The sequence below is a fragment of the Treponema pallidum subsp. pallidum str. Nichols genome, assembly GCF_000410535.2.
Lineage (GTDB): Bacteria > Spirochaetota > Spirochaetia > Treponematales > Treponemataceae > Treponema > Treponema pallidum.
Genome location: NC_021490.2, coordinates 551,938 through 571,762 on the forward strand (window position 1 = coordinate 551,938; position 19,825 = coordinate 571,762).

Below are 19,825 nucleotides of genomic sequence, written 5' to 3' on the forward strand. Positions count from 1 at the left end.
CTGCCGCGAAGGGAGTGGAATTGCATAAAGCATAAAAATTGCGCATAGTCTGCCCTCTTATGGATGGGGATCGCGTAGAAAGGGAGAACGTGTCGCAGGACGTTCGCGTGGGCTCTGCTGCTCGTAATCTGTGTATAAAGGGTGCGCGTGAGCATAATCTGAAGAATATTGATGTTATGTTGCCGCGAGATGCGCTTGTGGTGATCTCCGGTCTTTCTGGTTCAGGCAAGAGTTCGCTTGCGTTTGATACTATTTTTGCAGAAGGACAGCGTCGGTATGTGGAGTCCCTTTCTGCATACGCTCGCCAGTTTTTAGGTCGGTTAGATAAGCCGGATGTTGACTCTATCGAGGGTCTTTCTCCTGCGATTGCCATCGAGCAAAAAACTACGCAGCGTAACCCTCGCTCAACGGTTGGTACTGTCACAGAAATTTATGACTACTATCGTCTGCTGTTTGCCCGCATAGGACGCGCGCATTGTCCGCACTGTGCGCGGGAGATCAAGGAACAAACCGTTGACCAAATTGTTGATACCCTCATGACCGTGCCGTCGGGAAGCAGAATTCAGTTGCTTGCCCCGGTGGTGCGAGGAAAAAAAGGTACACACCACAAGGTCTTGGAAGCTGCACGCAAAGATGGTTTTGTACGAGCTCGTATTGACGGGGCTTTGCTCCACTTACACGAGCGCATTTCGTTGGATAAGCAAAAAAAGCATTCTATCGATATAGTTGTCGATAGAATTCAATTGTCAGATACAGTACGTAAACGATTAACAGAATCAGTAGAGACGACGCTAGGCTATGCAGATGGGCTGTTGACCGTCTTAGTGCAGGGAGAGAATTCTGGGACCGTTTCCGGAAAGATAGAAACATCTGCTCTCCTGCCGTCTGAGTTATTTTTTTCGCAAAAAAACGCGTGCGCGCACTGTAATGTCTCCGTACCCGAATTGCAGCCTCGCTTGTTCTCTTTTAACGCACCTTTTGGTGCCTGTCCGAGCTGTGCAGGACTGGGGATTATGCAGACATTTGATTTAGATCGCATTGTCCCTGATCAAAACCGTTCTTTTAACGAGGGTGCTTTTTTGCCATTTAAACCTGAGCATGAGTGGAACCGTGTGCGGTTTGCTGCACTCGCAGAAAAGTACCATTTTTCTCTCGATGATCCGGTACGCAATCTGTCAAAACACGCACTGGATATTATCCTGCATGGAAGTGGCAGCGAGGCTCTTGAGTTTTCCCATGAACGAAAAGATGGCTCTCGTACCGCACGCTACATTAAGCCGTGGCCGGGAATTTTTAGCGAGCTGCACAGGAGATACGCAGAGTCATGTACTCACTCACAGCGCGAGGTATATGAACGGTATTTATCGGTGCGTACATGTGAAGCGTGTCGAGGGATGCGCTTAAAGCCAGAGTCGCTTGCGGTGACTATAGAAAAAAAAAACATCCACGCACTCAGTGCGCTGTCTGTAGATGATTCGTGTGAGTTTTTTAAAACTCTCCATCTGACAGAAGTAGAAGCGACAATTGCGCAACAGATCCTGAAAGAAATTACCGATCGCCTAGAGTTTCTTCAGAACGTGGGTCTTGGATATCTCACCTTGGAACGGGCTGCTGCCACGTTATCCGGCGGAGAAGCACAACGAATTAGACTGGCAACCCAGATAGGTTCGCGCCTTACAGGGGTTTTGTACATACTGGACGAACCGTCTATTGGTTTGCATCAGCGGGATAATGAACGACTGATCCAAACGCTTCTTCATTTGCGTGATTTGGGAAACACAGTGCTTGTGGTAGAGCACGATGAGCAAACGCTCCGCGTAGCAGATTATATTGTAGATCTCGGCCCCGGTGCGGGTGTTCACGGAGGATATGTTGTCGCCGCAGGCAGTCCACCTGAAGTTATGCAGGTGCAAGCAAGTCTTACTGGTCAGTATCTTGCCGGTGCAATTACATTACCCATTCCTGCAGTACGGAGAACGGGAAATGGAAATGTTCTTACGGTGCATGACGTCCATGAACATAACTTGCAACACATTTCTGTACGTATTCGACTCGGTACTTTTACCTGCATTACCGGAGTATCCGGCTCGGGTAAATCAACGCTTTTAATTGATGTGCTATATCCTGCGTTATACAACCGTGTGATGAACGGCAGACTTCCTGAAGGAAAATTTTCCTCGATTGAGGGGACGGAGCATTTAGATAAAGTAATTTATGTAGACCAAAGTCCTATCGGGAGAACTCCTCGTTCAAATCCTGCAACTTATGTGGGTGTGTTTACAGATATTAGAATGCTGTTCTCCCAGGTTCCTGAAGCAAAAATGCGGGGATATAAACCAGGACGTTTTTCTTTCAATGTTCCTGGAGGACGGTGTGAGCATTGTAAAGGTGATGGCGTTATCACTATTGAAATGAATTTTTTACCTGATGTGTACATTACCTGTGATGTGTGTCACGGCACCCGGTTTAACCGGGAGACATTAGCTGTGTTTTATAAGGGCAAGAACATTTCCCATGTGCTGGACATGACGATCGAAGAAGCGCGTTCTTTTTTTTCTGCTGTTCCTCCTATAGTACGAAAGCTAGAAGCTCTCTGCTCGGTGGGGCTTGGGTATGTGCGCTTAGGACAGTCTGCTCTGACGTTGTCAGGGGGAGAAGCCCAGCGCGTTAAACTTGCACTTGAGCTTTCAAAGCGTGCGACAGGAAAAACTCTCTATATCTTTGACGAACCTACTACCGGATTGCATTTTGCCGATATCATCCAATTAATGGAGGTTGTTCAACGCTTGGTAGATCAGGGAAATACGGTTGTGATGATCGAACATAACATGGATGTTATTGTTCAGGCAGACTGTGTTATCGATTTAGGTCCTGAAGGAGGAATGCACGGTGGAACTATCGTTGCACAGGGAAGCCCTGAAGCAGTATCCCAGATAACTGAGTCTCGCACCGGTTGGTACATCAAAGAGGTGCTGTGTAAAAAGACATGAGAGCATGGTATCCAATTTGGGGCATATTCTTTCTTTTTTGTCCCCTCTTTGGTGAAAGTGGTCTACGCAAATTAAGAATTATTATTAATTCGGCACAGGAAACTACGCGCCTTTCTGAAACTGGACAACCTATATTGGAAAGTACCGGCCGCGTGCCGCTGTCCCCCTTTGATTTGCAAGATCAGTTGGTAGTCTTTACCGGGAATGTTTCCATTTCCATTGATGATGGGAGCGTTACCGCAACGATTCTTTCAGATCAAACTGTCTACAACACCTCTGCCCAAATTCTGTATTCCACAGGAAACGTTCGCTATTCTAGAACTGAAGGAGAAACGAAAACTATTGAAATAAGTGGAACGCGTTTTATTTTTGAACTAAAAACTTTAAAAGGATTATTTCTTGACGGTTCTCTTACCTTACCAATCAAAGGGCAACAGGTTTTGTTCGTCCAGTCTCCAATCATACACAGCGATGCGTATACATCAGTAATTTTGAAGCAAGCGACGCTTTCCACTGAGGAAGATCCTGAACAAGCACTATGGAGTGTTCATACAAAGAACATATGGTTGCTGCCCAATAATCAGTTAGCATTTTCACACGGGGTATTGTCATTTGGGGTTGTTCCTCTTTTATACATTCCCTTTTTCTATTACCCAAAAGACGAGTTTATTGGTAATCCGGTGTTTGGTCTGCGCAGTAGAGCAGGAGCGTTCATTCAGACGACCACATATCTGTTAGGAAAACGGCCAAAGAGTGCGTACCCACCCTCCTTTGGAACACAGTCTCCTGCGCAGGAGGAGGCACCAAACTATTTAAAAATAAGTGCGGACTATTACTCTGCATTGGGAGGTATGGCAGGTATCAGTACTTTCTTTCAAGCAAAAGACTATCTCCCATTTGTGCGGTTTTCAGCATACATTGGCGCTTCGAGAACTGTGCACCAAGGAGGTAACGGCGCCTACTCTATCTATGATACCACCGGCCAAGTGATGTGGGATAAAAGCTATCTATTTGGGATGCAGGTGCCATTTCGTTATTATGCAGAATGTGCACTTCGTTTTCATAAGACACCTTTGTATGTAGATGTGCATGTGCCAATCATTTCTGATCCCTTTTTTTCTACTGATTTTTTACAACGGAGTGAAGATCTCAACTGGTTTCATCTTGCTTTAAGTCCTCGATCGCTCAGAGAGCTTACGCAAAGCACCATAAGCAGCTATGACTGGAAAATCTCTGCTTCGCTGCGCCCTGTCTGGCTTGTACTTCATCCTTGGTTGCGCGATTTTTCGCTCGATCCGATTTCGTTCACCGTACATTTTAATTCGAAGTCTGATAGTAAAAAAAACAACTCTTCTCCAGAGCGTAACTTCTTCTACCCTCATTCGATGGAATCTCGAGCAGGATTGTCGTTCTCTGGTACGCTGTTCTCTCATGTGTGGGAAAGACAAAAATCTCAACAAAAAGAATCGTACGCGCCAAAAGAAATACGTAATCCACTTGCATACACTCCTGCAGACGGGTTATCTAGGGAGGGTTCTCCTCCTGAACAGTCCCCTGCAGTATCAAAGGAGAACAGCGAGACTGATTCTACCTTCGATTTTTTTATGCCAGAATTTCGTGAAGAAAATGAACGTCGTACTGGTACTGATCATGCGTATGTTTTTACGCGATACGCTTTAGATTACAAAGGTAAAGGTGACATCGTGTACGATGCACAGTTCAATCACGGTTCGTGGGATGACGCGTCGAAAATAAAGTGGAATGATCTGCAATCACAGCATGTGACAATACGAGGAGATTTTTCCATTCGCTCTCAGTTTCAGTGTGTAAATGATATAATTCGCATGTCAAACGGGATACAGTGCACTCTGCAGCACCGATATCCGATTCATAGTCAACCACCTGCAAAACAAAATGGATTTCAGAACTCCGCTTTAGTGCAGAGTTCGAATAATCTTGCAGTGTATCCTTTTTCTGCAGATTCCTTTTTTCGAGAAAGTTTTCTCGGTTGGTCAATTACCCCCGTGCTATACGACTCGTCTCGACCTACTGGGAAAAGTTCATTACATGTACGTGATCATAGCATCACCGCAAATGCTGCTTTTTCACTGTATGGATATACACAGCAGATACGTGTCAGTGTGCATTTTGCGCCCGGACCATATGCGTATAGCATTGCGACGTTTCTTTCTTTTCCGTATATCTCTGCGACGCTCTCTGCACGCTTTCTCGATAAACCGCAGGTACGCGCTGAATTAGATTTTCGAATGCCTTACGAAATAACCTGTAAACAAACCTACGTATACGATATTGGAAAAAGTATGAGCGATTCTTATGAAGTGTCGCTCGGCTGGAAGTATTTTTCTCTTTCTTATCTTCTAAAGGGGGAATCTGGCAAGGCTGCACCTTCTGGAAATAATGGTCTTTCTATAAGTAAATTAAAGCTCACGTTGTCTCATGATGATTTTCCGTTGACAGTACGTTTTTGGAAGCGGCGTATAAAAATACAGGGGACATTGTCTTCCTCGTTAGAGATTAATTTTAAAGATCTGGATAAAAGTCATATCAGTTTTTCTCCGCTAATAACTTTTTCCATCTATAAATTTCTCGATCTTTCTATAAACACTGTGATTAAAAATGAGAAACTAACGCCTTACTTTCCCACCCAGTCATCGCAATCTCCACAAACTAAGCTGTGGGATGCATTTGTCTCATCGTTATACTTTTGGGATGAAATGAAACAGAGTTCTGCGCTGTTCCCAATACGTACCTTGAATATTGAACTTGCACATTACTTAAAAGATTGGACGCTTCGTTTTGGGTATCGCTTACACTCGGAATCCTCTTCTTCAGGGTCTCGGCAAATATCTCCTCTTGTTTCCTCAATTAGTCTTTCAATAAATTGGAATCCATTACCGATGGTGAGAACGCGTGCGAGAAAAACACCAGGTATGTTTGAAGTTGGTATCTAGAGTGTAAGTGATCTTACCGGCAAAAACGTATGGAGCGTAATGCTTTGTAAGCAAATTCGTCCCGTGAAAGTAAAAGGAGTATGCAGCCAGTACACGAAAAAATAAGAGCCTCAACGCATAAGGGGACACCGTGAGAAATTATTTTATGGGAGCCAGGAAAAAAATACGCCGTAAAAAAAGAACTTGCCCATGTGGGTACCAGCGCGATTACAGAAAATAAAGTTATTTTCACTCCATAGTAAAGGGAAGTTTTATACAGTGAAGGGATAGTTATCTGCCACGATCGTTTTAAAAACATCCATAAAAAAACGGTCTGTACCATACTCGCCGCGCTCAGAGAAAATGCAATGCCCTTACCTCCTAAGGGAATAAAGAGCAGTGTTGCTAAAATGATATTTGTCACAAATGAAATAGTTCCTGCAATCATAGGGGCAAAAGAGTTGTGCTGCGCGTAAAAGGCGGAGATGAGAACGCGATTCAGCGCAATAGCAAGCATTCCCACGCTATGCCATCGAAATATGGTAGCGGTCATGCGCACGGATAGTTCGTTAAAAATAGCATTTTTATACACGAGCGTTATGATACGGTCACTTGAAAATAACACGAAAAATGTCGCAGGAATTGTAATAAGCATGACGATTTTTATCGCTGTTATCAGGAGGTCCTCAAACGATTGCCAATCTTTTCTCATAACATGGAAAGAAAGATCAGGAAGTACCACAGAGCTTAGAGAAACGATAAATATTCCTAATAAAAGTTCTTGTATACGAAGTGAATATTGCACACTCGCAGCAACTCCTATCTCAACAGAGGTTGCAAGCGCAGTACACACCAGGTCATTTAGAAGATAGGTTGCAATGCCAACAGTTGTCGGTAGAAGTAACGCAATGATTCGTCGCACACCTTCATCGTGCATTGCTTTTAAAGGAGACTGGAGCGTAAAACGAAACCCATGCATATATACAAATATTAGCTGGAAGAGTGCTTGCGCACATCCTCCTATAAGAACACCTATTGCTGCAGCAATAGCCACGTTCATATGTGACACATTCAGAAAGTACATCGAAAAAATGACACTGACATTAAAAAATATTGGGGTACATCCTGAGGGGACAAATACCTTAATACTGTGCAGCATACCTTGAAAGAAAGCTGCGAGAGAGATCATCCATAAATAGGGAAACATCAAGCGGGTTAATGAAACGGTTAATGACTGATCAGTGTCAAATAATCGCACGATGTACGGAGCACCGAGTATACCGATAAGAGAAATGCTTGCAGTGACACTACTCATCAGTGTGAAGATAGCTGAAAGAAACTCCTTCGTTTTAGAAGAACATGGCACTTGCGCTGAACTCGGCATTGAGTAGTGCTGTGTGAAGACGGGAATGAAGGCAACACTTATGGCGTTTTCTGCAAACAGTCGGCGGAAAAGGTTTGGGATCATAAATGCAACGGTAAATGCATCTGCTGTCGCACTGGTCCCCATAAGCGTAGACTTCACTACTTCTCGCGCTAAACCCAATACACGAGAGACAAGTGTTAAAAGAGAAAGCAGCAACCCACTTTTCAACAAAGAACTCTTGCTTTTCATCTCTTACCTTTTTTGTACAGCGTAACGTACGCTCCCCTAGAGCGCGTTGAACCTACCGCATAGTTTGAAGACATACAACAGTGTACATGGGTAACAGCAACCGCTAGGGCATCAGCAGCGTGATCAGGATGAGGTATATCCTTAAGATTGAGTAAAATTTTTACCAAATGCTGTACCTGTCTTTTTTCTGCTTGGGCAATACCAGTTATTGCTTTTTTAATCGCATTCGGTGCGTATTCAGCTACTGAAATGTGCTGTTGTGCCATAGCAAGTAATACAACCCCACGCGCTTGCGCAACACACAACGCACTGGTTACATTCTTTGCGAAATAGATTGTCTCCACTGCGCAATACTGAGGTTGATATATTGAGATTACCTGTTGCAGGGTATCGAAGATGTGTCTGAGTCGTGCAGCAGATGGCTGATTGCTTTGGGTAACAATCACCCCGTAGGTAAGACAGCGCAGACTGCCTCCCCCTGCTTCTATAACGCCGTATCCGGTAGATTCAAGTCCTGGGTCAATACCCACTATGATGGAAACGGTCGAGGTACTGCCCGGCGCAATATCTACGTTCTGTGCGTGCACGCAATACCCCGCTCGTGATGATCAATGGTGTAACGTCCGAGGGGAGAAAGGAAAAGCAAAAATCTCCCCCGGTGTGCTTCGACGCGCACGACAGGTGCGCTGCTGCGATTACTCATACTTACATGAGTGTGCCACGGCACCCCATCGAGGGGCCAATGCAATCCTTCAGAGGAGAGCGAATAGTCTGTAGCATCTCCAACGGGAAAGAAAGAAAAAGAAGTATTATCCACTCCTCCAATACATAACTGTTGTGTAACACATCCTTCCCCAAAGCAATATCCCAGTCCATGTCTGTACAGCCACAGACGCGGTGACAGAGGTGCGGCAAAAAGACGCATGAAATATAAAAAGTGATCTGCCCTTCCCCCACCCCCTCCGACGATGCTCAAATCGTCGCTTCCCAATTGGTGCGCAAGGGTGACTGCAAGCTCAGTATCAGTAAAATCTTTATCTCGGGGGAAAAGGTGTGTGCGCGTTTTATCACACGCCTGTATGAACAGGTTGTCCTTAACGCTATCCATATCTCCAATAACAAAATCGGGCACAAGACCAAATTGCAATGCGGTATCAAGCCCTGAATCAGCGGCAATGAGCAGATCGTACGCAGGCAGGTAATATTGCACAAACTCATAGGGTGCATATTCACCTCCGGTGATTATCAAAGCACGTTTCATGATTTTGCTGCGGCATCAGGTTCAAAGCTTGTATTCGTGTATTGATCTAATTTTAGATAGAGCGTCTTTCTCCCAATGCCAAGCACGTCTGCGGTTTTGCTCTTATTACCTTTTTGTGCTTCCAGTGTCTGGAGGATGATTTCCTTTTCTGCATCCTCCATGCTCACTCCTATAGGAATGCGTATGGAAGAGGTTTCACCGAGAGATCGAATTGGCTCTGAGAGATCCTCTATGTGGATAACAGGACCTGAGCTCATAATGACAGCGCTTTCAATGCAGTTTCTCAGCTGACGAATATTACCAGGCCAATCATACGCGTGCAGTGCAGACTGGGCCTGAGGATCTATAGAGGTAATTTTTTTACCGTTTTCTTCTGCAATCTCTTTAAGAAATGTTGCAATCAGTAATGGCAAATCCTCCTTGCGCTCGCGCAGCGCAGGAACGTGAATGTGCACAACATTTAATCGGTAATAAAGATCCTCTCGAAACAAATTGCGTTTAATTTCTTCTAAAAGATTACGATTTGTTGCAGAAATTACGCGTACATCAACTTTTATTGTTTCTCTTCCACCTACACGTTCAAATGAACGTTCTTGTAACACACGGAGTAGTTTTATTTGCACAGCCATACTTACTTCTCCGATTTCATCAAGAAACATTGATCCTTCGTGCGCAAGTTCAAAACGACCTTTCATGCGATTGACCGCACCGGTAAAGGCACCCCTTTCATGACCGAATAACTCACTTTCCAACACTCCTTCTGCAAAAGAAGCGCAGTGTACTTTAATTAAAGGTTTTGCCTTCCTCGGCGAAAGATTATGGATTGCATTCGCGATAAGTTCTTTACCGACCCCGCTTTCTCCAGTAATGAGCACGGACGCTTTTGAGGCGGCTGCCTTTTTTACCATGTCAAACACTTTGTTCATTGCAGGACTTTCTCCTACAATGTTCTCGAATGAGGTGCGATTTCCTATTTGTTTGATTAACTCTCGATGTTGAACGATCAACTCTCGGTTTTGTAGCGCCCGGCGCACAAGCAAAGACAATCGGTTAAGATCCAATGGTTTAGTTAAAAAATCGTAAGCTCCCTTGTGCATTGCTTCAACTGCATTTTCTACTGTGCCATGCCCGGTGAGAATAATGATAGGAATATCGGGCAACACCGCGTGCACATGTTGCAGCACCAATTCCCCGCTCATACGAGGCATTTTTAAATCAGTGATAATAAGATCGATATCCCCTTTGAGGGCAATCTCTACCCCTGTATTTCCATCCTCTGCGGTAAACACCTCATATCCTTCATCTTCGAGGGCCATTTGCAAACCTTCACGGATATTTTTTTCATCATCTAGTACGAGAATACTGAATTTCATCGCATTTCCTTATTCTTTACTCGTATGTCTTAGGTGGGTGGATATTTTTTCTTGTAAAAGCGATCGTCCCAATTTATCTATGGGTAAAAGGAGAGTAAAACACGTACCCCGTCCAACAGTAGAGGACACACTGATGTCACCGCCATGTTCTTTAATCACCTTAAACGTTAAGGTTAACCCTAACCCCGTACCTTCAGTTTTAGTAGTGAAGTACGGCTCAAAAATATTGTGAATATTTCGGGCATCAATTCCCTCTCCTGTATCCGAAATACTGATACTGATGTGGTCAGTTTGTTTATGGACAAAGACTTCAAGGGCCCCTCCTCTTTGCATGGCTTCTTTAGCATTAGTGATAATGTTTACCAATGCCTGTCTTAGCAGGTGTTCATCGCCTCGTATGTGGGGAAGATTGTGTGGCATATGTACAGAGAAAGACAGTTCTGCTTTGGTGAAGGCTTCATAAATGTGTCTCGTATGGATGTAACAAGATCAAAAACGCTCAGCCGTGTGATATTTAGTTTTAAGGGACGAACTGCAGAAAGGAAGCCGGTGACAATTCTATTGAGCCGTTCGATTTCCTCCTCTACCACATGGAGGTGTTTTTGGATTCTTTTATTTGTTTCGAAACTACAGGTACTAAAATTCTTACGTAGTAATTGCAGATGAATGCTCATTGCTCCTAGGGGATTCTTGATTTCGTGCGCAACGGTTGCTGCAAGATTCGTTAAATTTGCAAGACTTTCTAGCCTTCGGTTATAGATTTCTTCTTGTTTTTTCTCTGTGATATCATGTATTGCGATAATACTTCCGCGGATCTTTTGGTCACAAATTAGCGGAAATAAGGATACTTCCAGATACAATGTTTCACCTTGTCTTTGTACAATGAATTCTGCGCGTGCTTTTCCTACCTCATTTTTAATAATTGCCACAATGAACTGCGCAATGTGTTCGTCATCAAGATAATGCCACAGTGGCCTGCGAGGATTTGAAGGCAGTGGTTTACCCAAGAGCCGTGCAATTGCTCGGTTTGTCTTTAATGGAATGTGTAAACAGTCCAACACGATAAGTCCGTAATTCAGAGAATCCATAAGTGCATCCAACAAGGTGTACTCGTTGGCAATAAGTTCAATCATATTTCTCAGTTGAGAGTCATTCATTTTCGCTGACTTTTTTAGCGCGCGTGCAATAAAATCTCTCATAGATGATTCGCGATGGTGTGTGCTAAGTGTTCGAGAGTCCCTTGTATTGTTAGATTCCACAACTGCACATTGCGATGTGCCTGTTCGATACAGTGAGCAATGTGTGCGAAGCATTCTGTATTCCGTGCGGAGTACTCGGTGGTGCGCTGCAGGGTGCGCATGTGCCTGACGAGTAAGGAGAAAAAAAGGGACACGGCGTGTTGCTGTTTGTGAGCTTGGAAAAAATGCAGCGTAGAATCAAGTGAGGTAAGATCCATTCCTGATACTTGAGGTTGAGTACCTACCGAAACCCAAGTATCAGGAATGATGCGTCCGATACACCTAGCGTGCTGGCACACATACAGCCAAAAGTACATCACGGACGTTTGCACCTCTTCTAAAGAAAACGACAAAAACTGATATAAATAGTGCAAGAGTACACCCTGTGTGTTTTTTGCATCGGTCGGTCTGTCATGAAATACGCGTGTAATTACTGCACATTGGAGTTCAACACTTCTTTCTCTGAAAGAATAACTGCGCACACGCGAAAGGACAGTAGGCATGATTGCATACTTTGTAGCGGTAGTGAGGATAAAAAGCGTATCGCGCGGAGGTTCTTCTAATATCTTTAGAAAAGCAGTTCGTGCAGATTCATGCATCGCGTGCGCGTGTTCTATGATCAGCACTTTCTTTCTTCCTGAGGGTGTAAGACGCACCCACTGAATTGCGTTTCGTATTTGCTGTACGGGTAATTGGGTATAGAGTGACTCCTGCTGTAGCCTTTCGGCGATCACGCATATCCTTTGCACTCTTTCTTTTTGCTCTGGAGTGGTACGTCGGTCTCCCTGTGCGGGGAGTGATGCGAGCTCCTGGTCGAGCTCAGCAATGCTCGAAACCGCGGCAGAGAAACGAGTATCATCACTATCCCACAGTCGTTCGTCAAAGCGTGTAATGAGTTTACGCACTGCCCGCACAAAAAGATAGCGCGTACCCTGCGTGTGCACTGACATATAGGCACGTGCCGACGCGCGTATTTCGAGGATCAGATCTTTTATCCCCATCACGAGTAGTTCTGGAGAAAGTAACTCCGTATGCTGCACACAGGGTGCACAAGGACACTGCCACACGCCCCCCTGCGTACAGGAAAGCACGCGCGCAAGCTCAAGTGCAGCAGTTAGCTTGCCACTAGCGGGTGGTCCAACAAATAAGAGCGCAGCAGGAAGACGCGCGTGCATAACATCATCGCGCAGAAGGTCAGTAGCTGGCTGTCCGACAATGTTCTCGAACACGAAAACGCGCCTACATCTTCAGGCGCATATAGCGAACGCCATCTAAGACAAGGGGAGAGAGAACAGTGTTAATTACGCTTTCATGCAACATATGCGAAACAGATACAAAAGGCTGCACGTGTAAAAGCAAAAGGATAACAGTGAGTAGTACACTCCCTTCAATTATCCCGAAAAAAAAGCCAAACACCTGATTAAAACCACTGATAAGATCGCGCGTAGCATACGTGCGCATACGTGAACGGAGGAAGAGCATAACGCAATAGACGCCCATAAAGGTAATCAAGAACGTTATACACGGAAGCAGAATACTGTGGCCTAACAACACACGTGTCAAGGGCACGAGCCTTTTATGACACAGTATTGCAACAACTGCTGCGCACAGGATACTTGCCTTAGAAAAGAACTCATCGACAAACCCGCGCATGGTGGCACGGACGGTCACTATCCCCATGATGATTCCAAGAATGAGATCCAGGGTACTGATTGTCACATCCCCTCCTTTATGAAAGTCTGCAACTGCTGCGCAATATCATACGCGGCATTGCCAATTCCAAGTGTGTAAGACGCACGTGCCATCTCCTCTATCCTAGCGCAGGAAGGATGGAACAGTTCTGTGAGCAAAGACACCAGTTGATGTCCCTTTTCATCTTGAGCACGAAGGATGCACGCAGCACCGTGTGCGCTAAAATATTCTGCATTTTCAATCTGATCCCCACGGGAACTCCCTCGTTCGAGAGGAAAAAGAATCATTGGTTTACCGAGCACTGCGCACTCCCACACCGCGTTCGCACCAGCACGAGAGAGTACCAGTGCGCTCGCGGCGAGTATATCGGGCAGATGTGCCTGAATGAAAGGAAACGACATGTAGGCATGCCGAGCATTGACGCTAAGCGAATTGGTGATAGTATGCATTTGGTCCTCGTTGCCTGCGCCAAATTGATGGACAAGATAGAAGCGTTCGGTAAGGAAGGTGCTACATGAAAGAACACGCGCGTTTAGGTCACGCGCACCGCTACTTCCTCCGAGGACTGTGAGCAATGGCTTTTTTTGGTCAATGCGTAAAAACTGGTATGCACGCTCTGCCTGTGCAGAAAAAAAATCTTGTCGCACAGGATTCCCCGTGCAGTGAACTGCTGCGCGTCGCGCACGGGGAAAATAACAGGACGTGTGCGGATAAGAGACTAAAATACGATCGGCGAAACGCGCATTGATGCGTGTGGCAAGTCCTGGACTGATATCCGATTCATGCGTGACAACGGGTATGCGCAAAAGCCACGCTGCGATGCACGGCGGCACGGACACAAACCCTCCCTTAGAAAATAGTGCCTGCGGGCGCAAAGCGCGCAAGATACAATAGGATTGCACCGTACCGACGAGCACTCGAAATACATCAAAAAAATTGCGCACACTCGCGTACCGACGCCACTTGCCAGCGGTGATACCACAAAACTCTAATCCGGCAGATTCCACTATGGAGCGATCAGCACCACGCGCTGCACCAATCCACACGACACGCACCGCCGCCTGCTGCGCAAGCGCTTGAAAAACTGCAATTCCCGGGAAAATGTGTCCTCCCGTGCCGCCTCCTGTGAACACGACGCACTTCGCAGTTGACTGAGATACGCGTGCACGAAAGCGCATACGTCAGCCTGTAAGGGTTTCAGGAGAAGCAGATTGGGCGGCAGTGCCAGCACGGACACGCTTCCCCTTGGGGAAGGCGAGAGAAAGGACCTCTTCCATCGATTCAACTAGGTGGAACACCATGCCCTTCTTGACGTGCTCGGGGATTTCGTCCAGATCCCGCACATTCGCTTTTGGCATGATGATCTCCTTGATACCACCGCGCCGTGCGGCGATAGTCTTTTCCTTCAATCCCCCGATGGGGAGCACCTGTCCGGTCAGTGAGAGTTCTCCAGTCATCGCTAGGCGAGGCTTTACTTTCTGCTGGGTGAGCAACGAGAAGAGCGTGGTGGTCATGGTAATCCCCGCGGACGGACCGTCCTTTGGGGTTGCGCCCTCGGGGATATGCAGATGTATTGCGCGCTTTTCAAACCAATTCGGCGAAGCGATACGCTGCTGCGCGCTGTAACGGCGCAGCCAGGACAAGGCAATAGAAGCGGATTCCTTCATAACCGCTCCCATCTGCCCAGTGAGCTTAAAACTTGCTTTTCCTGGTATAGTAATTGCCTCAACAAGGAGCGTGTCTCCCCCCATGCCAGTCCAGGCTAAACCCACCGCAGTACCAACTTTGTTCGCGTCTTTGAGCATATCATCGCGGAACACGGGCTTCCCTAAAAAGGTCCCTATGAGAGCTTCATCCATCAAACACTTGTCATCAAACGATCGCTTCCCTAACACGATCTCGGTGGCAAGCTTGCGATGCAGCTTGTCAAGGCTTTTTTCTAGCCCCCGTACCCCAGACTCCCGCGCATAAGAATGGACCAGGTGTAGCAACACCTCCTTCCGATAAGAGACGCACGCACGCTTTAAACCATTCTTCTCCAGCGTTTTTGGCACCAGATGGCGCTTTGCGATCTCAACCTTTTCCGTATCGATATAACCGGAAAGACGGATAATCTCAGCGCGATCCAGCAGTGGACGGGGAATAGGATCGGTGCTATTGGCAGTGAGCACGAACACGATATGAGAGAGATCAAAGGGCAAATCTAAGTAATGATCGCGGAACGTAGTGTTCTGCTCCGGATCAAGCACCTCCAGCAGAGCCCCCGCAGGATCGCCGCGCGCGCCAGAACCAATCTTGTCCACCTCGTCGATCATAAACACGGGAGCCTTAGTTTTTACTATTTTCAGCCCCTGTAGCACCTTACCCGGCAGGGCGCCGATATAAGTACGTCTGTGCCCCTTGATTTCGGCCTCATCGCTTATCCCTCCAACCGAGAAACGGAAGAAGGGCTTGTGGATGGCGCGCGCTATCGACTTGCCCACCGAGGTTTTTCCCACACCCGGCGGACCTACCAGCAGGATGATAGAGCCTTTGGTATCGGCGCGTAACTTTCGCACCGCCAAATACTCCACGATCCGTTCTTTGACATTCTCGAGTCCATAATGGTCTTCATCAAGCAGTTTCTGAGCTTTCTTTAAGTCATATTCCTCCTTCTCAGGAGCGTGCCAAGGTAAAGAGAGCACCGTCTCGAGGTACGTTCGACCCACTGAATATTCAGGGGAATTCGGGTCTGTAAGGGAGAGCTTTTCCAATTCGCTCTCCACAGCCTCTTTCACTTCCCCTTCAAAGTGAAACGAATCTATTAGCGCACGGAACTTCCGCTGATCACGCTCCTTTGGATCGGTGGTAAGACCCAGCTCTTCCTTGATGGAACGCAGCTCTTCACGCAGAAAATACTCGCGTTGGTTTTTCTCCACCCGACTGTTCAAATCATTTTGAATTTTTCTCTGGATTTCTAATAAGTCTTTTTCTTTTTTGATATATACAAAGACTTCCTCCATGCGCTTGCGCACATCCAGAATCTCTAGCGTGCGTTGCTGCTCTTCTTTTGAAATATTCAGGATACTCGCGATGAAATCGGCGATTTTGCCGGGGTGATCAATGTTGATCATATTCAGCCGCATTTCTTCTGAGAAAAGTGGATTGTTCTCAGAAAGCTCCTTCATTTCCCCAATAAGGCCACGCACAAGTGCCTTTATCTCGAGTGGATCCCCCTCAATAAGATCGGACAGGTACTGCACTGCCGCTACGATAGGCTTGCTGTGGTGCACGTGCTTGCGGATGCGAAAACGTTTTTGTGTAGAAATAAAAACATTTAACCCACCGTCTGGCAGATTAATCTTCTTCACAATACGAGCGACCGATCCTACCTCGTACAAATCACTGATAGTTGGGTTTTGCGTGTCGGTTTTCACCAAACACAACCCAATAAAACCACTATCGCTGTACGCACTTTCCACCGAACGCACATCGTCCTCATCGCTTATCAGAAGCGGAGTAAAAATACCCGGGTAGATAGGCCGTCCGGTGAGCGGAATTAAGTGGACCTTCTGCGGCAACAACTCATCAAGCGGCACTACTGCCTTAGCCTTCTCTGGTACACCCTTTTCAGCTTCTCCTGCGCGCTGTACCTCTGGCTCTGACTCCTGTGCTGCACCTTGCGCTGATTCGGTATCGGTTTGCGGAGCAACCTCCGGCGCAAACGTGGCGCGCTCCTCCCCGTCAGACACTGCCGAAGCAGACGGATTCTCCACGGCAGACTCACGCACATCCCCGTGCCCGGCCGGCTCATGCGCGTCGTGCTCAATATCAGTGTTCTTCGCCATAGGGCGCCTAGTATCCAGGCAAGGGACGAAAAGTCAATGCCTCCATTCGAGGCCTTTTAAAAAATATACCTGCGCGGTATACTGCGCCCCCGCAGGTCGTGCAAGACGTTTACTAGGAGATAAGAGAGGAATTACATGATTAGAGGGGGAGATATCGCAAAGGGGACGGTCCTGCTCCATAAAGGTGCTCCGTACCTGGTTGTCGAGCGCGAGTTCGTAAACCCGGGTAAGGGTGCTGCGTTTGCGCGCGTTAAAATGAAACATCTTCGTGACGGCTCTGTGCTCACTCAGACAGTTAAGACCTCAGATACAGTCGAAGATGCGGTTGTAGACAGCCACCGCGCTCAGTATCAGTACGATGACGGGGAATGCTTCGTCTTTATGGATACCCGCAGTTTTGAACAGATTTTCGTTTCCAAAGGGAATGTCCCAGGAAGAGAGCGCTACTTGCGCGAAGGGGACGAATACGACATCCTAATTTGGAACGGGGAGTCCATTGACATAAAAATTCCCACCAAAATGGTTTTCCGTGTTGCACACAGCGAGCCGTATCTTAAGGGGGATACCGTCTCTGGCGCCACAAAGCCTGTGACTACCGAAACGGGTCTTGTCGTGCGCGTTCCCCTATTTATCAAGCAAGGAGAGAAGATCCTGATAAATACAGAGACGAATGAATATCAAGAACGTGTCAATGACTAGCGCTTGGTCGCTCCGTCTTTCTGTACTCTCAGCACCGTCCGCGCAGTGCGCGTGCGGACGCTCCCTACCGCCCGTTCGCACCACTCCCACTTCTGGTTCTTTTTTCTATCCTGTCCTATCCACACGCAGTAAGAGGAGCTTGCAATCATGTTCAGTTACAAGCAGTTGCCCGTCTACTCTCAGAAAGACAAAATTCTTAGCGCGCTCGCGCACCATCACGTCATTGTTGTCGAAAGCCCCACCGGATCTGGGAAAACTACCCAGCTGCCACTCATTCTTCATGAAGCAGGATACAATGAAGGTGGTGCTATCGGCGTCACCCAGCCGCGTAGAATTGCTGTCCTCTCTGTAAGCGAGTTCATTGCCAAGCAGGTGCTCCACGTGCAGCCCGGCATTGTCGGATACAAAATGCGCTTTGAGGATCACACAGATGTCGAAACAAAAATAAAAGTAATGACTGATGGAATCCTTCTGCAAGAAATGAAGCTCGACCCACTCCTCAGTAAATACTCCATCATCATGGTAGATGAAGCGCATGAGCGGAGTCTCAACATTGATTTTATTTTAGGATTGCTTAAGCGCGTCTTGCAACAGCGGCATGATTTCCGCATCGTCATCTCCTCTGCCACAATCAACACGGCCATGTTTTCCCGCTATTTCAATGAGTGCCCTGTCATCAAAATAGATGCGGTTGCATACCCGGTCACTGTTATTTTCGATCCTCCTGATACGCCTGCATCTACTCATACAAAGGAAGCGGAGGCCGCCTTGCTAGAAAAGATCGTTTGTATCGTTGAGCGTGTTATCGCTTCAAGGGACAAAGGTGCCATACTCATTTTTCTGCCAGGGGAGCGTTCTATTAAAAATTGTATTACCCGTCTTTCCCATGAACGTTGGTTCCGCAAGCTCTTTCTTTTGCCCCTCTATGGAAGATTGAGTAAAGAAGAACAAGAGCAAGTTTTTAACCGCGCGCCATTTGGAAAAAGAAAAGTCGTCATCGCAACGAATATTGCAGAAACATCCATCACCATTGACGATGTAACTACCGTCATTGACTCTGGTTTGGTGAAGTTAAATTCGTATAACCCGCTTTCCTATACTGCAAGTTTGGACGAAACTCCTATTTCTCAGGCTTCGTGTAACCAGCGGCGTGGACGCGCAGGCAGAGTACGCGCAGGCACGTGCTATCGCCTATATTCGCGCGATGATTTTGAGCAGCGTGAACCGTACACCCTTGAAGAAATCTACCGCACTGACCTATCTGAGGTAGTCATGCGCATGGCAGAACTCGGTATCCACGATTTCGAACACTTTGATTTTATTTCTCCTCCTGGCACCCATGGTATTATCGGCGCAGAAGACACGTTGCGCTTGCTCGGCGCGTTAGAAGATGACCGGAGTCTGAGTGAAATTGGAAAAATGATGTGCCTGTTTCCGCTCGGTCCTCGGCAGTCCCGGATGATTGTAGAGGCGCTGCGGCGCTATCCCCATTCTATTGACGATGTACTTATCGCTGCGGCGTTTCTGTCTGCTCGCAGCCCGCTAATCTTTTCAGAGGATCAGGAAGAAAAAACAAAAAAGGCACACGGCACGTTCTCCGATCCCATGGGGGATTTCGTGTCTTTTTTGCGGATCTACCGCGCGTATGCGCAAGAAAATAACAAACATTCCTTTTGCCAACATTTCTATTTGGACGAGCGGATTATGGCTGAGATTTCTAACATAAAGGAGCAGCTCGAGCTTATCGTAAGTGGCATGGGATTCCCTCTGCTAACGGGCGGGACCGTGGAAGAATACTTAATCTGCGTGGGCACGGGCATGATACAGTTCGTGTGCGTGCAAGAACACCGCGATTCGTATCGCTCGCTCACTGCAGAGTGTATTCACATTCATCCTGGGTCCTGTGTGTATAAAGACCGGCCGAAGTTTATTGTAGCCGGGGAGATCGTGCGCACGTCTCGTATGTATGCAATGTCCGTTTCTCCCCTTTCGAAAAAAATTGCTGAGCTCATTGCTCCCGCTTTGCTAGAACGTAGGGGCCGCGCTGAGAAGCACGGCACGTCCCCCACGCGCGCAGCTTTCCTGAAGAAGAGCACCCTACGCAAAGGGCCGCGGAAAAGAAGAGTGCGTGTCGGACGCGCCTCCCTGAGGTAGCGTCGGCCCGGAACAACAGCAGCGC

Annotated in this window: 14 protein-coding genes; 4 read left to right on the forward strand and 10 right to left on the reverse strand. The window is 47.0% G+C overall.

Translation table 11 applies throughout. The annotated features are described in order from the left end of the window. Window positions 1-107 precede the first annotated feature (107 nt). Window positions 108-2,990: an excinuclease ABC subunit UvrA gene (gene uvrA / locus TPANIC_RS02515; RefSeq protein WP_010881963.1), complete on the forward strand. Its 2,883-nt coding sequence runs from the start codon at window positions 108-110 to the stop codon at window positions 2,988-2,990. Beyond that, a complete protein-coding gene (lptD, locus tag TPANIC_RS02520; protein ID WP_010881964.1) occupies window positions 2,987-5,962 on the forward strand; it encodes an LPS-assembly protein LptD in 2,976 nt (991 codons plus the stop codon). Before uvrA ends, lptD begins: the two co-directional genes overlap by 4 nt. Window positions 5,963-5,975: 13 nt before the next feature. On the opposite strand, the gene murJ is transcribed toward lptD, so the two are convergent. From murJ to lon, 10 genes are read right to left on the reverse strand one after another with little or no spacing between them, the layout of a single operon-like run. Beyond that, entirely contained in the window at window positions 5,976-7,556 is a 1,581-nt protein-coding gene (gene murJ / locus TPANIC_RS02525) for a murein biosynthesis integral membrane protein MurJ (RefSeq protein ID WP_010881965.1), read from the reverse strand. Continuing rightward, window positions 7,553-8,143 carry a crossover junction endodeoxyribonuclease RuvC gene (gene ruvC / locus TPANIC_RS02530; protein WP_010881966.1) on the reverse strand — a complete coding sequence of 197 codons (591 nt, stop codon included), beginning with the start codon at window positions 8,141-8,143 and terminating at the stop codon, window positions 7,553-7,555. Before ruvC ends, murJ begins: the two co-directional genes overlap by 4 nt. Continuing rightward, window positions 8,125-8,817, reverse strand: coding sequence for a thiamine diphosphokinase (locus TPANIC_RS02535; RefSeq protein ID WP_010881967.1), 693 nt, complete (start codon window positions 8,815-8,817; stop codon window positions 8,125-8,127). Before TPANIC_RS02535 ends, ruvC begins: the two co-directional genes overlap by 19 nt. Further along, complete coding sequence (locus TPANIC_RS02540) at window positions 8,814-10,190, reverse strand: sigma-54-dependent transcriptional regulator (RefSeq protein WP_010881968.1); 1,377 nt, start codon at window positions 10,188-10,190, stop codon at window positions 8,814-8,816. Before TPANIC_RS02540 ends, TPANIC_RS02535 begins: the two co-directional genes overlap by 4 nt. A 9-nt stretch (window positions 10,191-10,199) precedes the next feature. Continuing rightward, window positions 10,200-10,556 carry an ATP-binding protein gene (locus tag TPANIC_RS05600; protein WP_235214114.1) on the reverse strand — a complete coding sequence of 119 codons (357 nt, stop codon included), beginning with the start codon at window positions 10,554-10,556 and terminating at the stop codon, window positions 10,200-10,202. Between the two features lie 8 nt (window positions 10,557-10,564). Further along, window positions 10,565-11,389: a histidine kinase dimerization/phospho-acceptor domain-containing protein gene (locus tag TPANIC_RS02545; RefSeq protein ID WP_235214115.1), complete on the reverse strand. Its 825-nt coding sequence runs from the start codon at window positions 11,387-11,389 to the stop codon at window positions 10,565-10,567. Further along, window positions 11,386-12,657 carry a hypothetical protein gene (locus TPANIC_RS02550; protein ID WP_010881969.1) on the reverse strand — a complete coding sequence of 424 codons (1,272 nt, stop codon included), beginning with the start codon at window positions 12,655-12,657 and terminating at the stop codon, window positions 11,386-11,388. Before TPANIC_RS02550 ends, TPANIC_RS02545 begins: the two co-directional genes overlap by 4 nt. Before the next feature lie 10 nt (window positions 12,658-12,667). Continuing rightward, a complete protein-coding gene (locus tag TPANIC_RS02555) occupies window positions 12,668-13,147 on the reverse strand; it encodes a CvpA family protein (RefSeq protein ID WP_010881970.1) in 480 nt (159 codons plus the stop codon). Continuing rightward, window positions 13,144-14,298, reverse strand: coding sequence for an undecaprenyldiphospho-muramoylpentapeptide beta-N-acetylglucosaminyltransferase (gene murG / locus TPANIC_RS02560; protein ID WP_010881971.1), 1,155 nt, complete (start codon window positions 14,296-14,298; stop codon window positions 13,144-13,146). The genes TPANIC_RS02555 and murG overlap by 4 nt, the downstream gene beginning before the upstream one ends. Window positions 14,299-14,301: 3 nt before the next feature. Continuing rightward, window positions 14,302-16,947, reverse strand: a complete 2,646-nt coding sequence (gene lon / locus TPANIC_RS02565; protein ID WP_010881972.1) for an endopeptidase La — start codon at window positions 16,945-16,947, stop codon at window positions 14,302-14,304. A gap of 135 nt (window positions 16,948-17,082) precedes the next feature. On the opposite strand from lon, the gene efp reads away from it, so the two are divergent. Beyond that, on the forward strand, window positions 17,083-17,646 hold the full coding sequence (gene efp, locus TPANIC_RS02570; RefSeq protein WP_010881973.1) for an elongation factor P: 564 nt from the start codon (window positions 17,083-17,085) through the stop codon (window positions 17,644-17,646). A gap of 147 nt (window positions 17,647-17,793) precedes the next feature. Continuing rightward, window positions 17,794-19,800, forward strand: coding sequence for a helicase-related protein (locus TPANIC_RS02580; protein ID WP_010881974.1), 2,007 nt, complete (start codon window positions 17,794-17,796; stop codon window positions 19,798-19,800). Window positions 19,801-19,825 lie beyond the last annotated feature (25 nt).